Here is an 18,726-nt window from a genome sequence, read left to right on the forward strand (position 1 = left end):
CCTCCAAGTATAAATCTTACTCAACTTGTTCTTCTAGCTCTTTAAGGATGGAGTCAACTTGGTTAACTGTAAGGTTTCCTCTGTATTTTCCATTAACGGTTATAAGAGGCCCTAATGCACAGGCTCCAACACAGTTTACAGTTTCAAGGCTAAAATTTTGGTCTTTAGTCGTTTCGCCGGGTTTTATATGTAGATGATCAGATATTTTATCAAGCATTTTTGGGGCTTTTCTTACATGACAAGCGGTTCCCATGCATACATGGATTTCGAATTTACCTTTTGGGGTTAATGAAAAACAACTATAAAAAGTGGCAAGGCTATAGAGCCTACTTAAAGGAATGTTTAGTTTTTCTGAACAGATCTTTAGAGCATCTTTTGGAAGATAGCGAAATTTATCTTGAATTTCCTGAAGGAGAGCAATATAATCGGGTTCTTCTCCCATATATTTGCTGGTTATTTTATTAACCTCTTCTACTTTAATACTAACATTTTTTGTATTAATACTCATAACTTTTATTGGTAGAGTTCGACACTAAGCCTTATGCGAATCGGTAACAAACTCTACCATGAATTCCCTCCTTTTCTTTTTGACAAAATCTTCTGAAGGAATAAATTCTAATGCATTCGTGGGGCAGCTTTTTACACAGGTTGGAGGATTATTATCTTCTAAGTTTGTACATAAATCACACTTGATGATTTTTTCTTCATTGTTTTGGTAAGTTATAACACCGAAGGGGCAGGCAATAATGCAGTATTTGCAGCCAATGCATTTGTCGTTATCAATTAATACTGGATCAGCTTTGGATGGTTTTGTGAAGGCATTTGTAGGACATACATTTTTACAAGGAGGGTCTTCGCAGTGACGGCACTGCATTGGGAAGTTAGTTTCACCGGCTCTTTCTACAAAAATTCTTTTTCTTGGCAGAGTTTCTTCAAAAATTGCAGTATAAAGGTTCTTGCTTTTAGAGTGTGAAACGGCACACTCTAGTTCACAGGTTCTACAGGCAACACATTTTTGTGTGTTTACAACTATTAAATTATCCAAAATTAAATTACACCTCCTGATACCTAAGGCTATAGGGGATTTAACCTTAACATTGTATACACTTATTACATTCACATTCTATCTATGACATTCTATTTACTGGGTTTATATTCCTGCTAAGTAAATATGATTAAAAAAGCTCCCTATAAATGTATATAAGGAGCTCTAATCGCTATGTCTTTAAATCCACCCACACCTAGATATTACGTTTTATTATTAATTCTATACTCTGCAGATTTTTTATGGGCGTATAGTCCTTCCATCTCTGCAAGATGCATACATGCGTTAGCTAATTTTTTTGCTCCTCTTTCTGTAATCTTTTGATATGATAATACTTTTAAAAACTTGCCTACCCATAATCCATTGGTAAAACGTGCACCGGTTCCTGTGGGTAATATATGATTTGTACCTGACACGTAATCACCAAATGCTACCGGGGAGTTTGGGCCTATAAATAAAGAGCCGTAATTAGTTAGCTTCTCTATTAATTCATCATCGTTTTCTGTTATAACCTGTAAATGTTCTGGTGCAATCTTATTGGAGTATTCTGCGGCTTCGTCTAAATCATCAACTAACTTTACTACACCATATTTTTCCCAACTTTCTTTAATTACTTCTTTGGTCTCCAATGATTCAAGTTCTTTTGCAAATTCATTTTTAACGTTATCTATCAGTTCCTGGCTGGTTGTTACTAGTATTGCGACAGAATCTGGGTCATGTTCGCATTTTGCAAGAAGATCAATAGCTACTAAATTTGGGTCAGCCAGTTCATCAGCTATTATTAGAACTTCACTTGGACCAGCAAGCATATCAATTCCTACATCGCCACTTACTTGTCTTTTAGCTTCTGTGACAAAGGTATTGCCAGGGCCAACTATCATGTCAACAGGAGGTATTGAACTGGTTCCATAAGCATAAGTAGCAATCGCTTGAGCTCCTCCCATCATGAATATTTCGTCTGCACCGGCTATATCCATAGCTACGACTACTATAGGATGAATAGTACCATGAGTCTTACTAGGTGGAGCACAAGCTGCGATTCTTTTTACCCCTGCAGTTCTGGCAGGTATAATTGACATTAAAGCAGATGAAGGAAGGGGGTATCTTCCTGCAGGAACATAGCAACCACATGACTCGATTGGTATTATTTTATGTCCAAGCTCTACTCCTTCAATGTTTTGACAATGAAGCGGCTTTAAGCATTCAAGCTGGTTTTTAGAAAAAAAACTTATTTGGCTGGCAGCAAATTTAATTTTATTAATAGTCTCATCATCAACCTCTTCATAAGCTTTAGTTATATCTTCTTTTGATAATCGGAGATTTTCAGGTTTTAATTTTATACCATCATATTTTTCGATTAATTCTACTAAGCCATTGTCTTTTTTGGTTTTTACCTTCTCTATTATTTCTGCTACACTATTTTTAATCTCAACTTTTTTTGTCATTATGTAATATCCTCCAATCATTTTAAATTATATTTTGATATAAATCTATTTTAAATAGACAAAGCTATTGGTATAATTAAGTAAAATTTATAAATTAAATTAAGCAAGGAGGTCGTTGCGGATGTCTTCAAACAGTACAGTACATTTTTATAGTGAAGAACCAAAGAGCACTAAAGATATTGGGGAATTTTTAAAAATGATAGGTGAGAAGCTTTCTAATGAAGGTTCTTTTAGCCTTCAGCAGGGCGAAACAGAACATAATATAGCGCCGTCAGGAGCAACCAAACTAGAGTTGAAATATAAGACAAAGCAAGATAAACATGAGTTTGAAATAGAAATTGAATGGAAGCCTGGTTCTGATGACGTAATTATTAAATAAAGAATTGAATATTTTGATTAAAAGAAATAATAATCATTAAATACTAATCAGGAGTTAGAAAGACAAATTATCTCTCTAACTCCCTTTTATCTTTCTATTTACAGTCCTTCTTCCATTTTCATTTCAACATCTTCCAATAATCTGGTTATTGTGCTTTCTAGCTCATTTAGAAGAGGTTTTGCTTCGCTGTTATCATCAATTACATTACGAAGCTTTCTGATGTCTAGTTGCCACCTACTCAAGAGTGCAGTTGATTCAAGACGGTGACCTGAATCAATCATTCCCTGTATAACTTCATCAATATTTTTCCTATCTTCTAGCAATATTATGCCTCCCTTCTACTTAAGTTTTTTGGTCTGTATTATCTGAAGTAGTACCAGTTGCATCATCTTTTTTGAAATTTAAAACTTCATTCTTATTGAAATTTAAGTCTTCACTTTCTGGTTTTAGATCAAACTTGTTATCACTCTTGTTATCATTGTCATCGCTTTTTAGTTGTATGTCATCAAATAACTCACTTTTTAACTCCACGTCTTCTGTTAATCTAGAAATAATTTTTTCTAGTTCACTTAAGTAAGGTTTAGCTTCACTATTACTTGCGATTACTTTGCGTACCTTTCTTATATCAAGCTGCCATTTGCTAAGTAGTGCTGTTAATTCAAGGTAACTTCCGCTATCTGTCATATTAGCTAGGATATCATCGATACTTTTTTCTTTTCCAACAGCCATATGCTTGCCCTCCTTGTACTATAAAATTTTTACTCTACTCTATTTTCTTTCAAAGAAAAGATAATTCCTTCAAATTCGACAAATTTATTAAAAAATACACAAAAAAGCCGCGTTTATTCTAAAACACGGCTAAGGACATATCAGATAAATGTCAGCATAATAATATTGTGTTTTTAGAATATTACCCCTTAAGGTCACGGCAATATTTTTGTATAGTTTCTTCTTTTGGTGGCTGGGTTAATAGCGAAACCACTATAAAGAATATTGCTGATGCAGGGACCAACCAGACTTGGTGTCCTGTTGGTAATAGAAAATCGTCCCAGATCCATTCACTTGCAAAGAACCAGTGGGCACTACCTAAAGCATAGTGGGCATAAAGCCATGAGAATAGTGAGAGTGGGAAGAATACTGCTATTGTAGAAATGGTAGCAGTTTTAGTTGCCTTATCCCACCACAGTCCAAGCACCAATGGGAAGCCGGTAGTACAAATGATGACTATAAAGGCCCAGCCAGATAGATCAAGAACTAAAGCTATTGGATTTAATGCGAAGATGGCGCAGACGATCATTATTATAATAGTCCACAAGCGAAGTGATTTGACCGGGTTTTCTAAAGCCCATTTTTGCCCAAAGACTTTACCCATCCAGTCACGGCTAACAAGCACATTCATAACCATTACCCAGCCAGCAGCTGTTGCCATGGAGATAGCAAGGCCACCTGCTGTTAAGATTCCAAGTACTATGGGGTTTCCTAAAGCTTCTGTTAAGGCAATATACGAATAATCGGTTTCAGCAGCACCTCCGATGGCAAAGGCCTCTTGAATCATAACAAGGACTTCTTCAGCATTCTCAGCTCCCTGATCCATCATGTAATGATAAGTTTCTAAAAGGTATCTAGCTGCTGTACCAGCGATAAGAAGACCCCAGTACATAGGAAATCCAACGATTACTGCCCATAGAACTGAACGGCGCGCATCTTTTATGTCTACGGAAGTAAAGAAACGTACTACTGAATACGGCATAGTTGTGAAGCCGTAATGCCATACAAAGAAAAATCCTATAGCTCCAGTCCAGTAACTCATAATTGGATGAGAGAATGCTTCGGGATCAACGTGAGGCATGAGCCAGAAATCAGGATTATTTGCATAAACAGCTTCACTAAGCCCCCCAAAGCCGCCAAAATATATAAGGATAGTAAAAGCAACGACTAGAGAAGCTATTGTCATCAAAACTCCTTGAAAAGCTGTAGCAAAGGTAGTAGCAACCATACCGCCCATATAAACGTAGAAGATTGTTACTGCAGTTGCAATAAAAATAGCCCAAGGGTAAGGAATTCTTAAAATTGCCACCATAAAGAGTCCTACACCAACAAGAGAAAGGGTGATATAGGACCAACCGGAGAAGAGTGCAGGAAGCCCTGTTATTACCCTCATTAATTTTTCATTTTCGTACCTATCTACAAAGTAATCTGTGAAGGACACGGGCGCATATCTTCTTAAAGGTGCTGCTGTAAGCATAGAAGCAAGTGGTAGACCGGCAATGATCGAACTAAGAACCCACCAAAAAGGATAACCCATCATGAACACAAATGCTGGCATCCCTAGAAAAGTAGCCGGGCTAAAAAAAGCTGCTGCAAGAGCGGAACCGTTTACTGCTGGACCTATTTTTCTTCCGGCAATATAATAATCCATAGGGTCAGCTGAAGCTTTTCTCGTTGCAACTCCAATATAAATTAAAACAGCAAAGTATAAAATAGCTGCAATAACAACGGGAGCACTAACTTCCATTAGAGGACACCTCCTCCTCTTCTTCTTCATTCTTCTGTTTTTCTCTTTCTTCTGCTTTTTCTGGTATATAGACCCACATTAATGCTAGAGCCATGTTAATAACACAAAGGGAAATAATCGACGTATAAATGAATTGAGGGGCAATTCCTACTCCGTCGTAAGGCGGGATTACAGTCATTTCAAGGATCATGATACCAATATTGTAGCCATACAGTAGAGCAATACCGACGAAAAAAATTGGATGCATTCCTTTAAACATAACAAACCTCCTTACTTTTGATTTACTAACTAATTCTAAATACAAATTTAACTTACCAAATTAATTTTTAGCTGTTCTCACCCCCTTACTTATAGAACCTCTTAAATTTAAAAACATTCTAACAAATTACCGTGCTTGTGCTTTATTAATCAGCTATTATACAATCTTTTTTCGTAAGTAAGCTTAAAATGTATTTCTGACAGCAAAAACATACAAGCAAATGGAATTCCAATACCTACTATAAAACCAAGTAAAATGTCTTGAGACAGGTCTATTCCAGCTTTGTAAAGAAGTGCATTTATTCCTACTCCAAGTAGAAAATAAGGCGTGTATAATTTTCGTTTACAATAAGCTCTATACCATAAGTCTCGTTCTTCTTTGGAAGTAAACTCATAAATTCTTGTTTTTCTCTTATCTTTAATCTCAAGGGTGACGGTATTATCACTGTCTATGTTTTTTAAATCTTCTTCAGACTTTAAGATAAATTCATCTTCTTTGCTCATTGTATTTTCATTAACTTGTGAATCTTTTTTATGTTCATCTTTCTTTTTTTCTTAGGCATTTAGTAATGCCTCCTTCCTTAACTATTAAATTATAGAAGTTAGGTAGTTGATATCAGTTAGTTAATGTCAGAACAAGATTTATTTTTCATTATTTTTGGATAGTTGTGTCAAATTAAGGAGAGGACTGTCTACTTATTTGTATATTTATTAATATTGGTACAAAAAAATGAGTTATTTTTAAAAATAGTATAAATTTTTTATTTTAGAACTATTTATGTTTTTAGTTTGCCTAGGTTTTTAGTAAAATTCTGCCTACATATCTTTTATGAATTGAAGATATGTAGGCAGATATTTGGTTATTCTCTACCAATAATGTAGCGATAAGGGTCTACTTTTTCTCTTAGAAGATCTAGTTCTTCTTTTGAAGGAATTGGGCTTTCTTCTAAGTTATCGCTCCACAGTAGTTTGAACCCGGTATTTTCTTCTATTTTTTCTTTAGTTACTCCGGGATGGATACTCTCAACTTTCATTCTGCCAGTCTTATCGTCATAACCCATCACACACAAATCGGTGATAACCTTGTATGGCCCTGTACCCTCAGGTAGGCCCACATCCTCTCTTGTTCCTGGCCCGTTTAGATATCCAGGAGTGGTAAGAAAATCGACTTTTTCTACAAATCTTTGTTTGACATGGGGAGTGATAACCATGGTGTTCCAGCATAGAGAAGCTAGTTCATTTGCTCCTCCGCTGCCTGGCAGTCTAACCTTTGGCTTGTAATAATCATCACCGATAATGGTGGAGTTAAGATTGCCATATTTATCTATTTGGGCTCCTCCAAGGAATGTAAAGTCTACCATTCCAGCTTGACATAGTTCCATAATCTCTGCCATGCTAGTAGACATAATTCCTTTATAAAAAGTTCTTGAATCACCAACGCTTATTGGCATTGTTGGAAGCTGTGGTCCCAAGCCACCAGCTTCAAACATTATTATTAGATCGGGGGCCACGGTTCGCTGGCTAAGCATTGCAGCAGCACAGGGCGCCCCGGTTCCAACCACTACAGTACTTTTATCTTCCAAAAACCTAGAAGCAAGAGTGATCATTAACTCCATCTGATTATAATCGGCACTTTTCATTTCAATCCCCTCCTTTTAACAAAATGATCCTTGTTTGTAATGCCTTCATCTTATTCTCCTAACTCTTCCAAGTCTTCAATTAGCACTTCTTTTCTTCTAAGATCTTTTAATTTTTCTATACCTCCACAAAGCTGTAGATATTCGCTAAAATCAGAAGTGCTGTAGATATATTTTTGGAGGAATTCATCAATTTTGCCCTCCTGCTCCTGCTGTAACCATTCGTTTAGATGTTCTTCATCGCTAAAATATCTGTATGGCATATTCCCCGGATAACAACCATAAGGCACTTCTGCTACAGCATCTACTAAAAAGTAAGGAATGCTTACTTTATCAGTTTCATTTCTCATTTGAGAATGAGGGACTAGCTCTTCGGTTGTTACTATTACATATTTTGAAGCCTTAACTATATCAATATCTCCCACGTCAATTCCTTCAATTTGACAGTTGCCGTATATATCTGCTTTATGAACATGTATACAAGCCACATCAACGGGAAGCGCTGGTAAAGCTGCATATTTTTGTCCAGTAAAAGGGCAGTGCATTACTTTGGCACCGCTGTATTTAAAGGTATCTGTACCTAAAAGTGCTCTACTTGGTAAAAATGATAAACCCATGGCAGCAGCTTTGTAGCGCCAGGTCAAAGTTGCGTTAGTCCATTCGCATACTTCAACTCCGTATTTTTCAAATGCATCCCTTGCGCTCTTAGATAGACCTCTTGCTTCAAGGCCAACTACATAAGCTGCATCACATCTATCTACTGCACCACCAGCCATTAATATTTGACCATCATGGGTTGCAGTGTGCCCTGATAGAGCGAGATTTTTCTTTCTTTGTCTTACTATTTCATGATAAATAGCAGTAGGTATCCTATTAGTCCCAAATCCACCAACTGCTAAATAAATGCCATCTTCAATATATTTATTTACAGCTTCTTTTACCGAGGTTACCTTACTTTTCATTTCTCGAGATTTATTTTTGAAAAACTTTCTTGAACCTTCAGCATCAGGTTTTTTAAACAATTTACCTTTTCCTTCTTGCAAGCCAATTAGCTCTTCATAACTCATAAAATTCACCTACCTTATATTTGGTTAATTAAATTTAGTTACTAATCAATAAATTGACAAATCAGTAAAATTATAAATATGAATTAGATGTTATTAGAGGGCCTGGCATATAAATACCAGGCCCCATTAGTGGAACATTTAATTATATATTTTAGGCTTCTTTTCTTTGTTCAAGCTGATCATGGAGGTTGAAATCTTCTATAGCTTTATCTCTTAATTTATATTTTTGGATCTTACCGCTTGCAGTCATAGGGTAATCATCGATGAATTTAATGTATTTAGGTATCTTATGTCTAGCTATTTGCCCAGTGCAAAATTCTTTTATCTCATTTTCTGTAGCTTCTTCGCCTTCTGCAAGTTTGATATAAGCGGCTAGCTCTTCCCCGTACTTTTTACTTGGTGCACCAATAATTTGTACATCTGAAACTTTCGGATGAGTATATAAGAACTCTTCGATTTCTCTTGGATAAATGTTTTCGCCGCCGCGGATGATCATGTCTTTTAGACGTCCTGTTACAGACAGATAACCTTCTTCGTCCATAACTCCTAGGTCTCCAGTACATACCCAGCCGTTTTCAGTGATAGTTTCGTTTGTTTCGTCTTCCATTTTGTAGTAGCCTTTCATTATGGGGTAGCCCCTGGCTCGAATTTCCCCGGTTTCTCCTGGATCCACCTCTTCATCTGTTTCAGGGTCGAACACTTTAACCTCAATATTTGGAAGTGGTCGCCCTACTGTAGAGACTCTTCGTTCTAATGGATCTGAAGGTCTGGTTTTTGTAAGGACCGGTGAGGTCTCTGTCTGGCCAAAAGATATAGTTACTTCTGGTGCCATGTGTTCTGTCACCTGTTTCATAAGTTCCATGGGACAGTTAGATCCTGCCATTATACCTGTGCGAAGATGTTTGAGGTCATATTCTTCAAAATCAGGGTGGTCAAGTACTACTCTCCACATAGTAGGGACGCCCTGGCAGGCAGTGCTTTTACCTTTGTCTAATGTCTTTAGCACCCACTCTGGGTCAAAGAATGGTACGGGAAGTATAGTGGCTCCGTGAGTAAGACATGCTGTAATACTCATTGTCAGACCAAAACAGTGAAAGAATGGTACGGGAGTACAAAGTCGTTCAGCGTCGGTGTAGTTTTGGGCTTCACCGACATACCAAGCATTATTTATGACATTGTAGTGGGTAAGCATAACACCCTTTGGAAAACCAGTGGTTCCAGAAGTATACTGTATATTAAAAACATCATGAGGGTCGCAGGCACTTTGATATCTAGATAGTTCATTGTCGGGAATCTCGCTGCCAAGTTCTAAGAACTCATTCCAGCTAAACATACCTGGATGTTCTTCATCTTTATCAGGGTCACTTTCTCCTCCGGCAAAAATTACATTTTTCAATTTAGGAAGGTTTTCTGAATTAAGTTTTCCTGGCTCACTGTCTTTTAATTCTGGGGCTATTTGATAGACAGAGTCCAAATATCTATTGCCTTTGTGTTCATCGATTAGTACCAAAGTGTTGCTGTCTGATTGTTGCAAGAGATACTCAAGTTCGCTGGCTTTGTAGTTGGTGTTAACTGTTACTAGGACAGCACCTATCTTGGCAGCTCCTCCTAGTGTAAAAATCCATTGGGGGATGTTAGTCCCCCACATGGCAACATGATCACCTTTTCTTACTCCAAGCATTCTTAAACTTTTAGCTACTTTATTACACATATCCCTATAGTCTTTGTACGAGTAGCTTTTTTCAAAAGGTGACACATAGACGATTGCTTCTTTGTCGCCATACTCTTCTGCCCTTTGATCTAAAAGATCGCCAAAGGTGGTTTCAAAGAAGTCATTTGGTGGTTTTCTTTGATCACCAACCAAAAAATCTTTGCCTTTTGTCATAGGCTAAACTCCTCTCCTTTAACAAGGTTTGAAATATTTAATATCAAGCAGATAACCTGTTCTTTCTGCTTTTTGCCTAATTACAGCTTCGACCTCCATGCCGCTACTTATTTCATCAGGACTGCATTCATCCAAACGATGAATGACAATTCCATCAGCTATTTTTATAGCTGCAAGTATAGTTGGTTTATCTTTTGGTGAGCCGTCTTTATTTACATAGGCCACAGTATAGCTGTATATAGTTCCTTTACTACCAACATCTATCCACTCTTCTAGTCTTTCAAAGCATTTTTCGCAGTAGAGTCTTGCAGGAACATAAGTGTAATCACATTTATTACAGCGGGTTCCAAATATTTTCCCATTTTCTTTTAACTCGTTGAAAAATTTTTGACCGGCAACTCCTGCAGTATAGCGATTTTTTACGGGAAAGCTGTTCCCTATACTATCTCTTGTAGAGGACCAATAGCCAGCATTAACATTTTTTGTAACCCTCTCAGTCAAAGCCATGTTAATCTCTCCTTTATTAATAAGGTTTAAAATATTTTATATCTGTAATAGCACCGGTTCTTTCTTCTTCTGGTTTCCAAACAGCCTTAACTTTCATCCCTATTTTGATATCTTCAGGTTTTACCTCGCCTAATAGATGCAAAATACCCATTCCTTTAGTAGCGCCATTAATTTCTATTACTGCAGGAAGGGGAGGATCCTCACCTTCCTCTACCCTACTTGCATCCCAGTGTACATTACAGATGGAAAAAGTATTGATAATCCCTGTATCTTCTACATATACCCAATCATCAGTTGGTCTAAAGCATAGTTCACAGAACATACGGGGTGGCAGCATAATACGTCCACATTCGTTGCATTTTTTTGCAATTATATTTCCTTTTTTTAGCTCGCTAAGATATTTACCAATTGCTTTCCCACAGTCCCAGGTATATTCGCAATCTAGACTATCAAAGGTATGGAATATATCGCCGGCTTTAATGTCTTTTTCAGATACGGAGGTACCACCGGATACCCATTTTTCCATATTTCCCATTGTTGTTCGCCTCCTTTATTAATAAATGATTAGCATCAAATATTTATGAGTTCTTAATTACCCATTACTACTACGGAACTAACCTGCATCAAGTCACCCCATGCCTGGGCTACGCCAAGCTTAGGTGAACCTGGCACTTGTCTTTCCCCGGCTTCGCCTCTAAGCTGCCAGAATAACTCTGCTATCTTCATAGTTCCTGCAGCTGCAATAGGGTTTCCAACACCCATTAAGCCACCAGATGGACACATAGCAATTTCCCCGTCCTGATCGAAGTAACCGTCTTTTAAAAGATCCACAGTTTTACCTTTCGGTGATAGCTGTAGTCCTTCCATATGATGAAGGGCTTTGTAATCAAAAGGATCATAAGGTTCTGCTATATCGATATCTTCTATTGGGTTTCTTATACCTGCCATATCATAAGCCATCCAGGCAGCTTTTTCGCAGTACCTTGGATAATACAAGTCTCTTGTTGCCCAGTATGCCGTATCAAGATTCCAACCTACTCCTTCCACCCAAACAGGCTGATCGGTTATCTGTCTTGCCACTCTGTCTGAGGCGAGCACTACTGCGACTGCTCCATCAGAAACAGGGCTAACATCTAGGCGGTTAACTGGATATGCCATAACTTCTGAATTTAGCACATCTTCTACTGTTACCTCGGTATCAAACTGGGAAGCAGGATGTTTTATCCCCTGATTTTTGTTTTTTTCTGCAACTATTGCCATGTCTTCTTTTGTATAGCCATATGTCTCCATATATCTTTTCATCTCCATGGCAAAAATCCAAAGTAAAGTAGGATCCAAAGGTCTTTCTGTGGTATGATCAAATATAGTCTTGAAAAATGCCTGGGCATGAGGCATAGCACTAGACATCTTTTCTTCGCAGACTACAACACAGGTATCAAAATGTCCTGATGCTACGTGATACCATCCGTGAATCAGTGAGTGTACTCCTGTAGCTCCACCTACATATACCCTCATAGTAGGTTTGTTAAATCCTCCACAGCCATCTGCTAGATATTCTCCTTTTTGATGGATACCATCAAAGGCATCAGGAGCACTACCATGTGCTATACTTTCGATATCATCAAGCTGCAAACCACAGCTGTCTAAAGCATTTTTAGTAGCCTCGTAAGATAATTCCTTAGGTGTTTCAAGTGCTCTTCTGACAAAATTAGTCATTCCAGCACCAACAACAGCGACGTCTCTCATTTTAAAAGCCTCCTTCTAAGAATTATGATTATTTAATTTTGATTATTTTTTTGAAATTATAAGCTTTAATAACGATCATTACTTAAGATTGTAACTACCCCGGTAGCTGTAGGGATGTTTCTCCAGGCAAAGGCAAGTCCTGTATTTGCACCTTCAATCTGTCTTTTGCCCGCCTCATTTCTAAGCTGTAAGACAACTTCGAGTAATTTTTGAAAACCATTAGCTTCGTGCATATGACCTACACCTAAATTACCTCCTGATACATTCACAGGTAAATCTCCGTTTTTTGAAAAGACCCCTTGTTCTAATAAGTCACCAGATTCTCCGGGGGAACAAAGTTTAAGAGCTTCTATATGCTGAAGTTCTTTGTAAGAGAAGGTATCGTCAATTTCAGCCAAAGATAACTCTTTTCTTGGATATTTTATTCCTGCCTGTTCGTAAGCTTTTTGGGCTGCTAATCTAGCGTATACAGCAGAGCCAAGCCCTTCATTTCTTGAATCTAAATTAGGAGTATCAGTAGCCCAGCTAATTCCTTTGACCCAAACAGGATTTTCACATAACTCTAAAGCTTTTTCCTCAGATGCAAGTAGGAATACAATAGCACCGTCCAAATCTTCGCTTGAGTCTAATCTATTTATCGGTTCAAAAAGAGCTGGTGAATTTAATACGTCTTTAGCATCTATATTAGCCCCATATGAGGCATAGGGGTTTGAAAGAGCATTTGCTTTATTTTTGGCTACTACTTTGGCACACTGCTCACGGGTATTTCCTGTTTCTTCAAGAAAACGGTTCATTTCTAGTCCAGCGATAAAATTTGGATTTTCATCTAGAGGTCTAACAGTAAGTGGATCGCATGCATAGGACATAACGTTTTCTTTTTGTTGAACATTTGAAGCTTTAGAAAAGGCTGAAGTAACTACAAGGTCTAGCTGTCCCGTTTGTATTTGCATCATAGCTGATGCTAGGCCCTGAAGGCCGTCTCCTGTAATACTTTGTACAGGCTTTAATACTGCACCAAGCTGATCTGGAACGTATTCATCTGCTATACTTACTCCTTCCATGAAATCTTCAGAAGAAGCAACAAAAGCGTCTACTTCTGTTGGATGAATACCTCCAGCATCTTCATAACACCTGGTGGCAGCTTCATAGATCATCTCTCTGTAAGAAACGTCTGGGGTTGTGCTCCCAAACTTTGAATAACCGACTCCGATTATAGCCACCTTTTTGTTCATTAAATAATCCCTCCTAAAGATATTGATAGTTTTTAACAGCCAAGCTGTCTTGCGATGACAAGGCGTTGTACTTCTGAAGTTCCCTCGCCTATCTCCATAAGTTTTGCATCACGAAGATAGCGCTCAACTGGATACTCTTTCATATATCCGTAGCCACCGTGTATTTGTATAGCATCTAGTGCAGCTCGAACAGAAGTTTCGGAAGCATAAAGTTTAGCCATAGATGCTTCTTTGGTAAATGGATAGCCATTATCCTTAAGCCAGGCAGCCCTGTAAGTGGCCAGGCGGGATAACTCTATCTGGGTTGCCATGTCTGCTATTTTGTTTTGAATTGACTGGAACTTAGCTATTGGCTTGCCAAATTGAACACGTTCATTAGCGTATCTTATTGTTTCGTCTAAACAAGCCTGTGCAATTCCTACTGATAGAGCAGCAATACTAATTCTTCCTCCATCTAGTGCTTTAAGAAATTGTTTAAATCCCTCTCCCTCATTGCCTAGAATATTTTCTTTGGGGATTCTTACATCTTCCATTATTAGTTCGGCTGTATCAGAGCCTTTTAGGCCCATCTTTTCGTAAGGTTCACTGACTTGAAAGCCAGGTGTTTCAGTTGGTACGATAAATGAACTTATACCTTTTGTGCCTTTGCTTTTATCTGTCATAGCAGTAACTACTGCTACAGACGCCTTGGACGCATTGGTAATAAAACATTTGTTACCGTTAATCACCCATTCATCTCCATCTAGAACTGCTGTTGTGCGTGTTCCACCTGCATCAGAACCTGCGTCTGGTTCTGTTAATCCAAAAGCAGCAAGGATTTTACCTTCTGCACAAGGTTTTAGCCATTTTTGTTTTTGCTCTTCAGTCCCAAATAAGTTTATCGGACCACTACCTATTGAACAATGAGCAGCATAAGTTATCCCTGTTGAAGCACAAGCTCTAGAAACTTCTTCAACAGCTATGGCATAAGACAAATAACCGGCGCTAGCACCCCCGTATTCTTCATCAAATGGTAAACCAAATAACCCCAGTTCACCCATTTGTTCAATTATTTCTGTGGGGAACTTTCCTTCATGGTCGATATCTTCGGCTTTTGGAGCGATTTCGTTTTGAGCAAAGCTGTTAACCATTTTCCAAATCTGCTTATGCTCATCTTCCAAAATGAAATCCATACTCATGCTGCTTTCCACCTCCTTTCAGTTGAGGAAAATATTTTATTTTGAACAAGTTTCACTATATAGATATTAAAGTGGACTAGATTTATGCATAGCTTGTTAACTTTTTTTAAAAAAATAAAAAAAGCAGCGAAATTCGCTGCTTATCCAAAGTCTATTTGCTTTGCTTTATTATTAACTTTTTTGGGTTTAGGATCTTTTTTTTAACTTAGGACCTTTTTTGTTTTTAGATTTTCTGGATTTTTTAGTTACTTGGTTTTTGTCTTTAGGGTTTTTCTTTTCTTTGGGTTTAATCAAGCACTTTTTGTCGTATCCTATAAGGTCTTCTCTTCCTGCTTTTTTTAGAGCTTCGTAAACCAGGTTATAATTTTTAGGATTTTTGTACTGGATAAGAGCTCTTTGCATTGCTTTTTCGTGAGGAGATTTTGGAACATAAACTTTTTTCATTGTATAGGGATCGAGTTCTGTATAATACATGCAGGTAGAAAGAGTTCCTGGAGTCGGATAAAAATCTTGAACCTGCTTAGGATAATGCCCTATATCTCTAAGATATTCAGCTAGTTGTATGGCTGCTTTTAAGTCAGAGCCAGGGTGACTTGACATCAAATAAGGAACTAGATATTGTTCTTTGCCAAGTTTTTTATTTACTTTCTGGTATTTGTTTACGAATTTTTCATATACTTTATGAGAGGGTTTCCCCATTTTCTTTAACACTGAAGGTGCTATATGCTCTGGAGCGACTTTTAACTGTCCGCTAACATGATGCTTACAAAGCTCTTCGATAAACTTTTCATTTTCTTGATCATATATAAGATAGTCATATCTAATACCTGAACGGATGAATACTTTTTTTACTCCATCAAGGTTACGTAATTTTTGTAAAAGTTCTAGGTATTCGTTGTGATCTACTTCTAAATTATTACATGGATTTGGTGTAAGGCACCTTCTATCTTTACAAACACCTCGATTTTCCTGTTTTGTGCAGGCTTTTTTCCTAAAGTTAGCAGTAGGTCCTCCTACATCATGGATGTAACCTTTGAATTTTGGGTCTTTTGTCATTTCTTTTGCATCTTCCAAAATTGAAGTGATACTTCTCGGCTGTACGATTCTACCCTGGTGAAAATGCAAAGCACAAAAACTGCAGCCACCGAAACATCCTCTACTGCTAACAAGGCTAAATTTTACCTCCTCTATAGCCGGCACACCGCCATTTTTCTCATACATCGGATGGTATGTCCTGGTGAAAGGGAGAAGATACAAACTGTCTAATTCTGAAGTTTCTAATGGTTCTGGAGGTGGATTTTGAACTACAAAATTATTATGTCTGTATGGCTCAATTAAAGGAACAGAATTGAATGGGTCAGTATTTTCATACTGTATTTTAAAGCTTTTGGCAAATTTTTCATTAGAAGATAAAATCTCGTCATAAGATGGAAGGAGTTTTCCCTCATATACGTTTTCTATACTCTTAGTTTTGTATACGGTTCCTTTAATATAAGTTAGATCATTAATACTAAGCCCACTGCTTAAAGCCTCTGCTGCTTCTATGGCAGGCTTTTCGCCCATCCCATAAATTAAAAGATCAGCTTTTGAGTCTAAAAGTATAGAACGTCTAACTTTATTTTCCCAATAATCATAATGAGCGAGCCTTCTAAGACTTGCTTCTAACCCACCTAATATTACTGGTACTTTTTTAAATGCTTCTTTAATCTTCTGTGAATATACTATTGTAGCTCTATCTGGACGAAGCCCTGTTTTACCTCCTGGAGAATATGAATCTTTATTACGCCTTTTTTTGGCGACTGTATAATGATTTACCATTGAGTCAATGTTACCGGCCGTTACAAAAAATCCAATGGAAGGTTTGCCAAGTTTTTTGAACTCGTCTAAATCTTTCCAGTTTGGTTGAGGTATTACACCTACTTTGTATCCTTTTGCTTCTAAGAGCCTACTTATTATAGCAACTCCAAAAGAAGGGTGATCGATATAAGCGTCCCCACTAACAATAATAAAATCTAATTGATTTATACCACGTTTTTGCATGTCTTCTTTTGATACAGGCAGAAAGTTATCTATTGACAATATTTATCACCTATTATTATTTAAATTTTTACTTACTGTAACATAACTGCATTTAAGTTACAACAAACTTTCAACTTCTCTCTTTTAAACTCCTCAATTTTAGACTCATCTAAAATTAATTTTAAAATAAAAAAGTCCCCATCTTATGGTTAAACTAACTTAAATAGGGACTTTTAGGGACTTCGATTTAGGCTTAGTTTAAAATATTTTCTATGAATTCATTGTAATTTTCACCAAACATTTCAGTTAAAACTTCATAGTGTTCTTTTGCAATTTCTTTTTCATCTTTCGATAAGCCGTTAAGCTCATTGTTTTTATATTTATCAGCATTCATTTCCATTATTGTTAAAACGTGAGGTAAAGAAAGAAAAGTAGCTCTTTTAAGCATTTTAAAACGAAACTTTAGCCGAAATTTCTTTATCTTATTTTTGTATGATATAGTGCAGTAATATGTTTTATATAGATCTGTTTTTTCAATTCCCTTACCATATATTTTTTTATTTTCGGCTATTTTTTGCTTTAGAGCTATTCCTTTGCGTGCTTGGAAGTCAGTATCTCTTCTAAAACTATTTAAGATAAAACCTATCCTCCTGGTTATTCTATTTAAGTATAACATACTATTCTCTCCTTATCATTTCCTATAACTTATTATACATATTCTATCATTTTTTATTATTATTGTGTGAATTTTCTTACTATTCTTTTGATAGAGTATCTTTAGGAATGAATACTAAAATTAAAACGCCCCGTGTAAGAGCGTTTTTGACTAAAGATTTTTATTAGTTCTTTTTTTCTTCAATTATTTTCTTTATTTCTTTTATTTCTTTATCTAATTCTTCAAGTTTTAAAACGTAGTTATTATGAGTGTACCCTGGTACATGATGGTTAGTAGTATGTTTTAACAGGAATTCTCCCATATCTTCGGTTTCTTGATAGTCTTCTTGTTTTTCTTTTAATACCTCTTCTAGTTCATCAATTGAAAGATCTTTATAATCTTTTTTTTCTGTCAACTGTATCCCTCCTGAATAAATTCTTTCTCCTTACAAGCATACAATATACTCTCATATACCCTAGTATAGTATTTCTCCTAATATACATATTAAAACAATACTTTTACCTTGTCAATTGTAACTACAAGTATTGCAGACATTCAGTGAAAATTCGTCATCTAGCTATTGACAAAATAGCTTTATAAAAATATTATAGAATGTACGGACTGGTAACCCCCTAAGGGTATTTTATTTTGCCGCTGATAGTAGATTTTATAGTTTTTTTGGAGTGATTATTGATGCCTTATAAGATAATTGATAAATGTAGATTCTGTTACACCTGTATTTCAGTGTGTCCAGCAGAAGCAATAAAAGAATCTTATCCTATTTTTGAAATTGATCAAGATTTATGTAATGATTGTGGATTATGTTATGAAGTATGTAGACATGGAGCGATCAAGAAAATTGATGAGAAACAGACTGGAACTTTAGATTAAAAAATAATGATTAAGTAAAAACAGAGTATTGGAACTAAATTAGAAGTGCTATTAGTGTCTAATGTTAGTATTGACAATAAAGATTTATAAGTCTAAAATGAACACTAGAAAATATTAAATATTTTCATATTTTCAAATTTAGGCAATGAGGTCTATTTTTCCTGTTATGTGGGGAATTATAGGCCTTTTTATTTTACTTTTTCTTATAATATAAGTAATATTTAGGAAACAACACCAATTTTAAGTATTGAAATTATACTAAATTTT

At 36.5% G+C, this 18,726-nt stretch carries 21 protein-coding genes; 2 read left to right on the top strand and 19 right to left on the bottom strand.

Features of this window, described 5'->3' with window-relative positions:
• Positions 1-16: 16 nt before the first annotated feature.
• The 3 genes from ACONDI_RS05785 to hisD all read right to left on the bottom strand — a co-directional run bounded on the left by ACONDI_RS05785 (position 17) and on the right by hisD (position 2,490).
• Complete coding sequence (locus ACONDI_RS05785) at positions 17-508, bottom strand: NADH-quinone oxidoreductase subunit NuoE family protein (RefSeq protein WP_241080520.1); 492 nt, start codon at positions 506-508, stop codon at positions 17-19.
• Positions 509-532: 24 nt separating this feature from the next.
• Complete coding sequence (locus tag ACONDI_RS05790; RefSeq protein WP_241080521.1) at positions 533-1,045, bottom strand: 4Fe-4S dicluster domain-containing protein; 513 nt, start codon at positions 1,043-1,045, stop codon at positions 533-535.
• A gap of 203 nt (positions 1,046-1,248) precedes the next feature.
• The gene (gene hisD, locus ACONDI_RS05795) at positions 1,249-2,490 is read right to left on the bottom strand and encodes a histidinol dehydrogenase (RefSeq protein ID WP_241080522.1); all 1,242 of its coding nucleotides are present in this window, start codon (positions 2,488-2,490) and stop codon (positions 1,249-1,251) included.
• Between the two features lie 121 nt (positions 2,491-2,611).
• On the opposite strand from hisD, the gene ACONDI_RS05800 reads away from it, so the two are divergent.
• Entirely contained in the window at positions 2,612-2,869 is a 258-nt protein-coding gene (locus ACONDI_RS05800) for an amphi-Trp domain-containing protein (RefSeq protein WP_241080523.1), read from the top strand.
• A gap of 98 nt (positions 2,870-2,967) precedes the next feature.
• Here ACONDI_RS05800 and ACONDI_RS05805 read toward each other — a convergent pair whose 3' ends face one another.
• The 16 genes from ACONDI_RS05805 to ACONDI_RS05880 all read right to left on the bottom strand — a co-directional run bounded on the left by ACONDI_RS05805 (position 2,968) and on the right by ACONDI_RS05880 (position 17,983).
• Positions 2,968-3,192, bottom strand: a complete 225-nt coding sequence (locus ACONDI_RS05805; protein ID WP_241080524.1) for a hypothetical protein — start codon at positions 3,190-3,192, stop codon at positions 2,968-2,970.
• 19 nt (positions 3,193-3,211) lie between these two features.
• The gene (locus ACONDI_RS05810; RefSeq protein WP_241080525.1) at positions 3,212-3,598 is read right to left on the bottom strand and encodes a hypothetical protein; all 387 of its coding nucleotides are present in this window, start codon (positions 3,596-3,598) and stop codon (positions 3,212-3,214) included.
• Positions 3,599-3,779: 181 nt separating this feature from the next.
• Positions 3,780-5,384: a sodium:solute symporter family protein gene (locus ACONDI_RS05815; RefSeq protein WP_241080526.1), complete on the bottom strand. Its 1,605-nt coding sequence runs from the start codon at positions 5,382-5,384 to the stop codon at positions 3,780-3,782.
• Complete coding sequence (locus tag ACONDI_RS05820; protein WP_241080527.1) at positions 5,374-5,643, bottom strand: hypothetical protein; 270 nt, start codon at positions 5,641-5,643, stop codon at positions 5,374-5,376. Before ACONDI_RS05820 ends, ACONDI_RS05815 begins: the two co-directional genes overlap by 11 nt.
• A 149-nt stretch (positions 5,644-5,792) precedes the next feature.
• Positions 5,793-6,146, bottom strand: coding sequence for a hypothetical protein (locus tag ACONDI_RS05825; RefSeq protein WP_241080528.1), 354 nt, complete (start codon positions 6,144-6,146; stop codon positions 5,793-5,795).
• Positions 6,147-6,502: 356 nt separating this feature from the next.
• Positions 6,503-7,282, bottom strand: coding sequence for a CoA-transferase subunit beta (locus tag ACONDI_RS05830; RefSeq protein WP_241080529.1), 780 nt, complete (start codon positions 7,280-7,282; stop codon positions 6,503-6,505).
• A 50-nt stretch (positions 7,283-7,332) separates the two neighbouring features.
• Positions 7,333-8,346, bottom strand: a complete 1,014-nt coding sequence (locus ACONDI_RS05835; RefSeq protein ID WP_241080530.1) for a CoA transferase subunit A — start codon at positions 8,344-8,346, stop codon at positions 7,333-7,335.
• Between the two features lie 151 nt (positions 8,347-8,497).
• Positions 8,498-10,231, bottom strand: a complete 1,734-nt coding sequence (locus ACONDI_RS05840; RefSeq protein ID WP_241080531.1) for an AMP-binding protein — start codon at positions 10,229-10,231, stop codon at positions 8,498-8,500.
• Positions 10,232-10,249: 18 nt separating this feature from the next.
• Positions 10,250-10,738: a Zn-ribbon domain-containing OB-fold protein gene (locus ACONDI_RS05845; protein ID WP_241080532.1), complete on the bottom strand. Its 489-nt coding sequence runs from the start codon at positions 10,736-10,738 to the stop codon at positions 10,250-10,252.
• A gap of 16 nt (positions 10,739-10,754) precedes the next feature.
• Positions 10,755-11,273 carry a Zn-ribbon domain-containing OB-fold protein gene (locus ACONDI_RS05850; protein WP_241080533.1) on the bottom strand — a complete coding sequence of 173 codons (519 nt, stop codon included), beginning with the start codon at positions 11,271-11,273 and terminating at the stop codon, positions 10,755-10,757.
• Positions 11,274-11,326: 53 nt separating this feature from the next.
• Positions 11,327-12,484 carry a thiolase domain-containing protein gene (locus tag ACONDI_RS05855; RefSeq protein ID WP_241080534.1) on the bottom strand — a complete coding sequence of 386 codons (1,158 nt, stop codon included), beginning with the start codon at positions 12,482-12,484 and terminating at the stop codon, positions 11,327-11,329.
• Between the two features lie 65 nt (positions 12,485-12,549).
• The gene (locus ACONDI_RS05860) at positions 12,550-13,716 is read right to left on the bottom strand and encodes a thiolase C-terminal domain-containing protein (protein ID WP_241080535.1); all 1,167 of its coding nucleotides are present in this window, start codon (positions 13,714-13,716) and stop codon (positions 12,550-12,552) included.
• A 32-nt stretch (positions 13,717-13,748) separates the two neighbouring features.
• Positions 13,749-14,888: an acyl-CoA dehydrogenase gene (locus ACONDI_RS05865; protein ID WP_241080934.1), complete on the bottom strand. Its 1,140-nt coding sequence runs from the start codon at positions 14,886-14,888 to the stop codon at positions 13,749-13,751.
• A 192-nt stretch (positions 14,889-15,080) separates the two neighbouring features.
• Positions 15,081-16,967, bottom strand: coding sequence for a YgiQ family radical SAM protein (locus tag ACONDI_RS05870; RefSeq protein ID WP_420848184.1), 1,887 nt, complete (start codon positions 16,965-16,967; stop codon positions 15,081-15,083).
• Between the two features lie 199 nt (positions 16,968-17,166).
• Positions 17,167-17,589, bottom strand: a complete 423-nt coding sequence (locus tag ACONDI_RS05875; protein WP_241080537.1) for a hypothetical protein — start codon at positions 17,587-17,589, stop codon at positions 17,167-17,169.
• Positions 17,590-17,752: 163 nt separating this feature from the next.
• Positions 17,753-17,983 carry a hypothetical protein gene (locus ACONDI_RS05880; RefSeq protein ID WP_241080538.1) on the bottom strand — a complete coding sequence of 77 codons (231 nt, stop codon included), beginning with the start codon at positions 17,981-17,983 and terminating at the stop codon, positions 17,753-17,755.
• Between the two features lie 278 nt (positions 17,984-18,261).
• Between ACONDI_RS05880 and ACONDI_RS05885 the strand changes: the two genes are divergently transcribed.
• The gene (locus tag ACONDI_RS05885) at positions 18,262-18,459 is read left to right on the top strand and encodes an indolepyruvate ferredoxin oxidoreductase subunit alpha (protein WP_241080539.1); all 198 of its coding nucleotides are present in this window, start codon (positions 18,262-18,264) and stop codon (positions 18,457-18,459) included.
• The last annotated feature ends 267 nt before the right edge of the window (positions 18,460-18,726 follow it).

It is taken from the genome of Natranaerofaba carboxydovora, assembly GCF_022539405.1.
In the GTDB taxonomy this organism is placed as follows: Bacteria; Bacillota; Natranaerobiia; order Natranaerobiales; family Natranaerofabaceae; genus Natranaerofaba; species Natranaerofaba carboxydovora.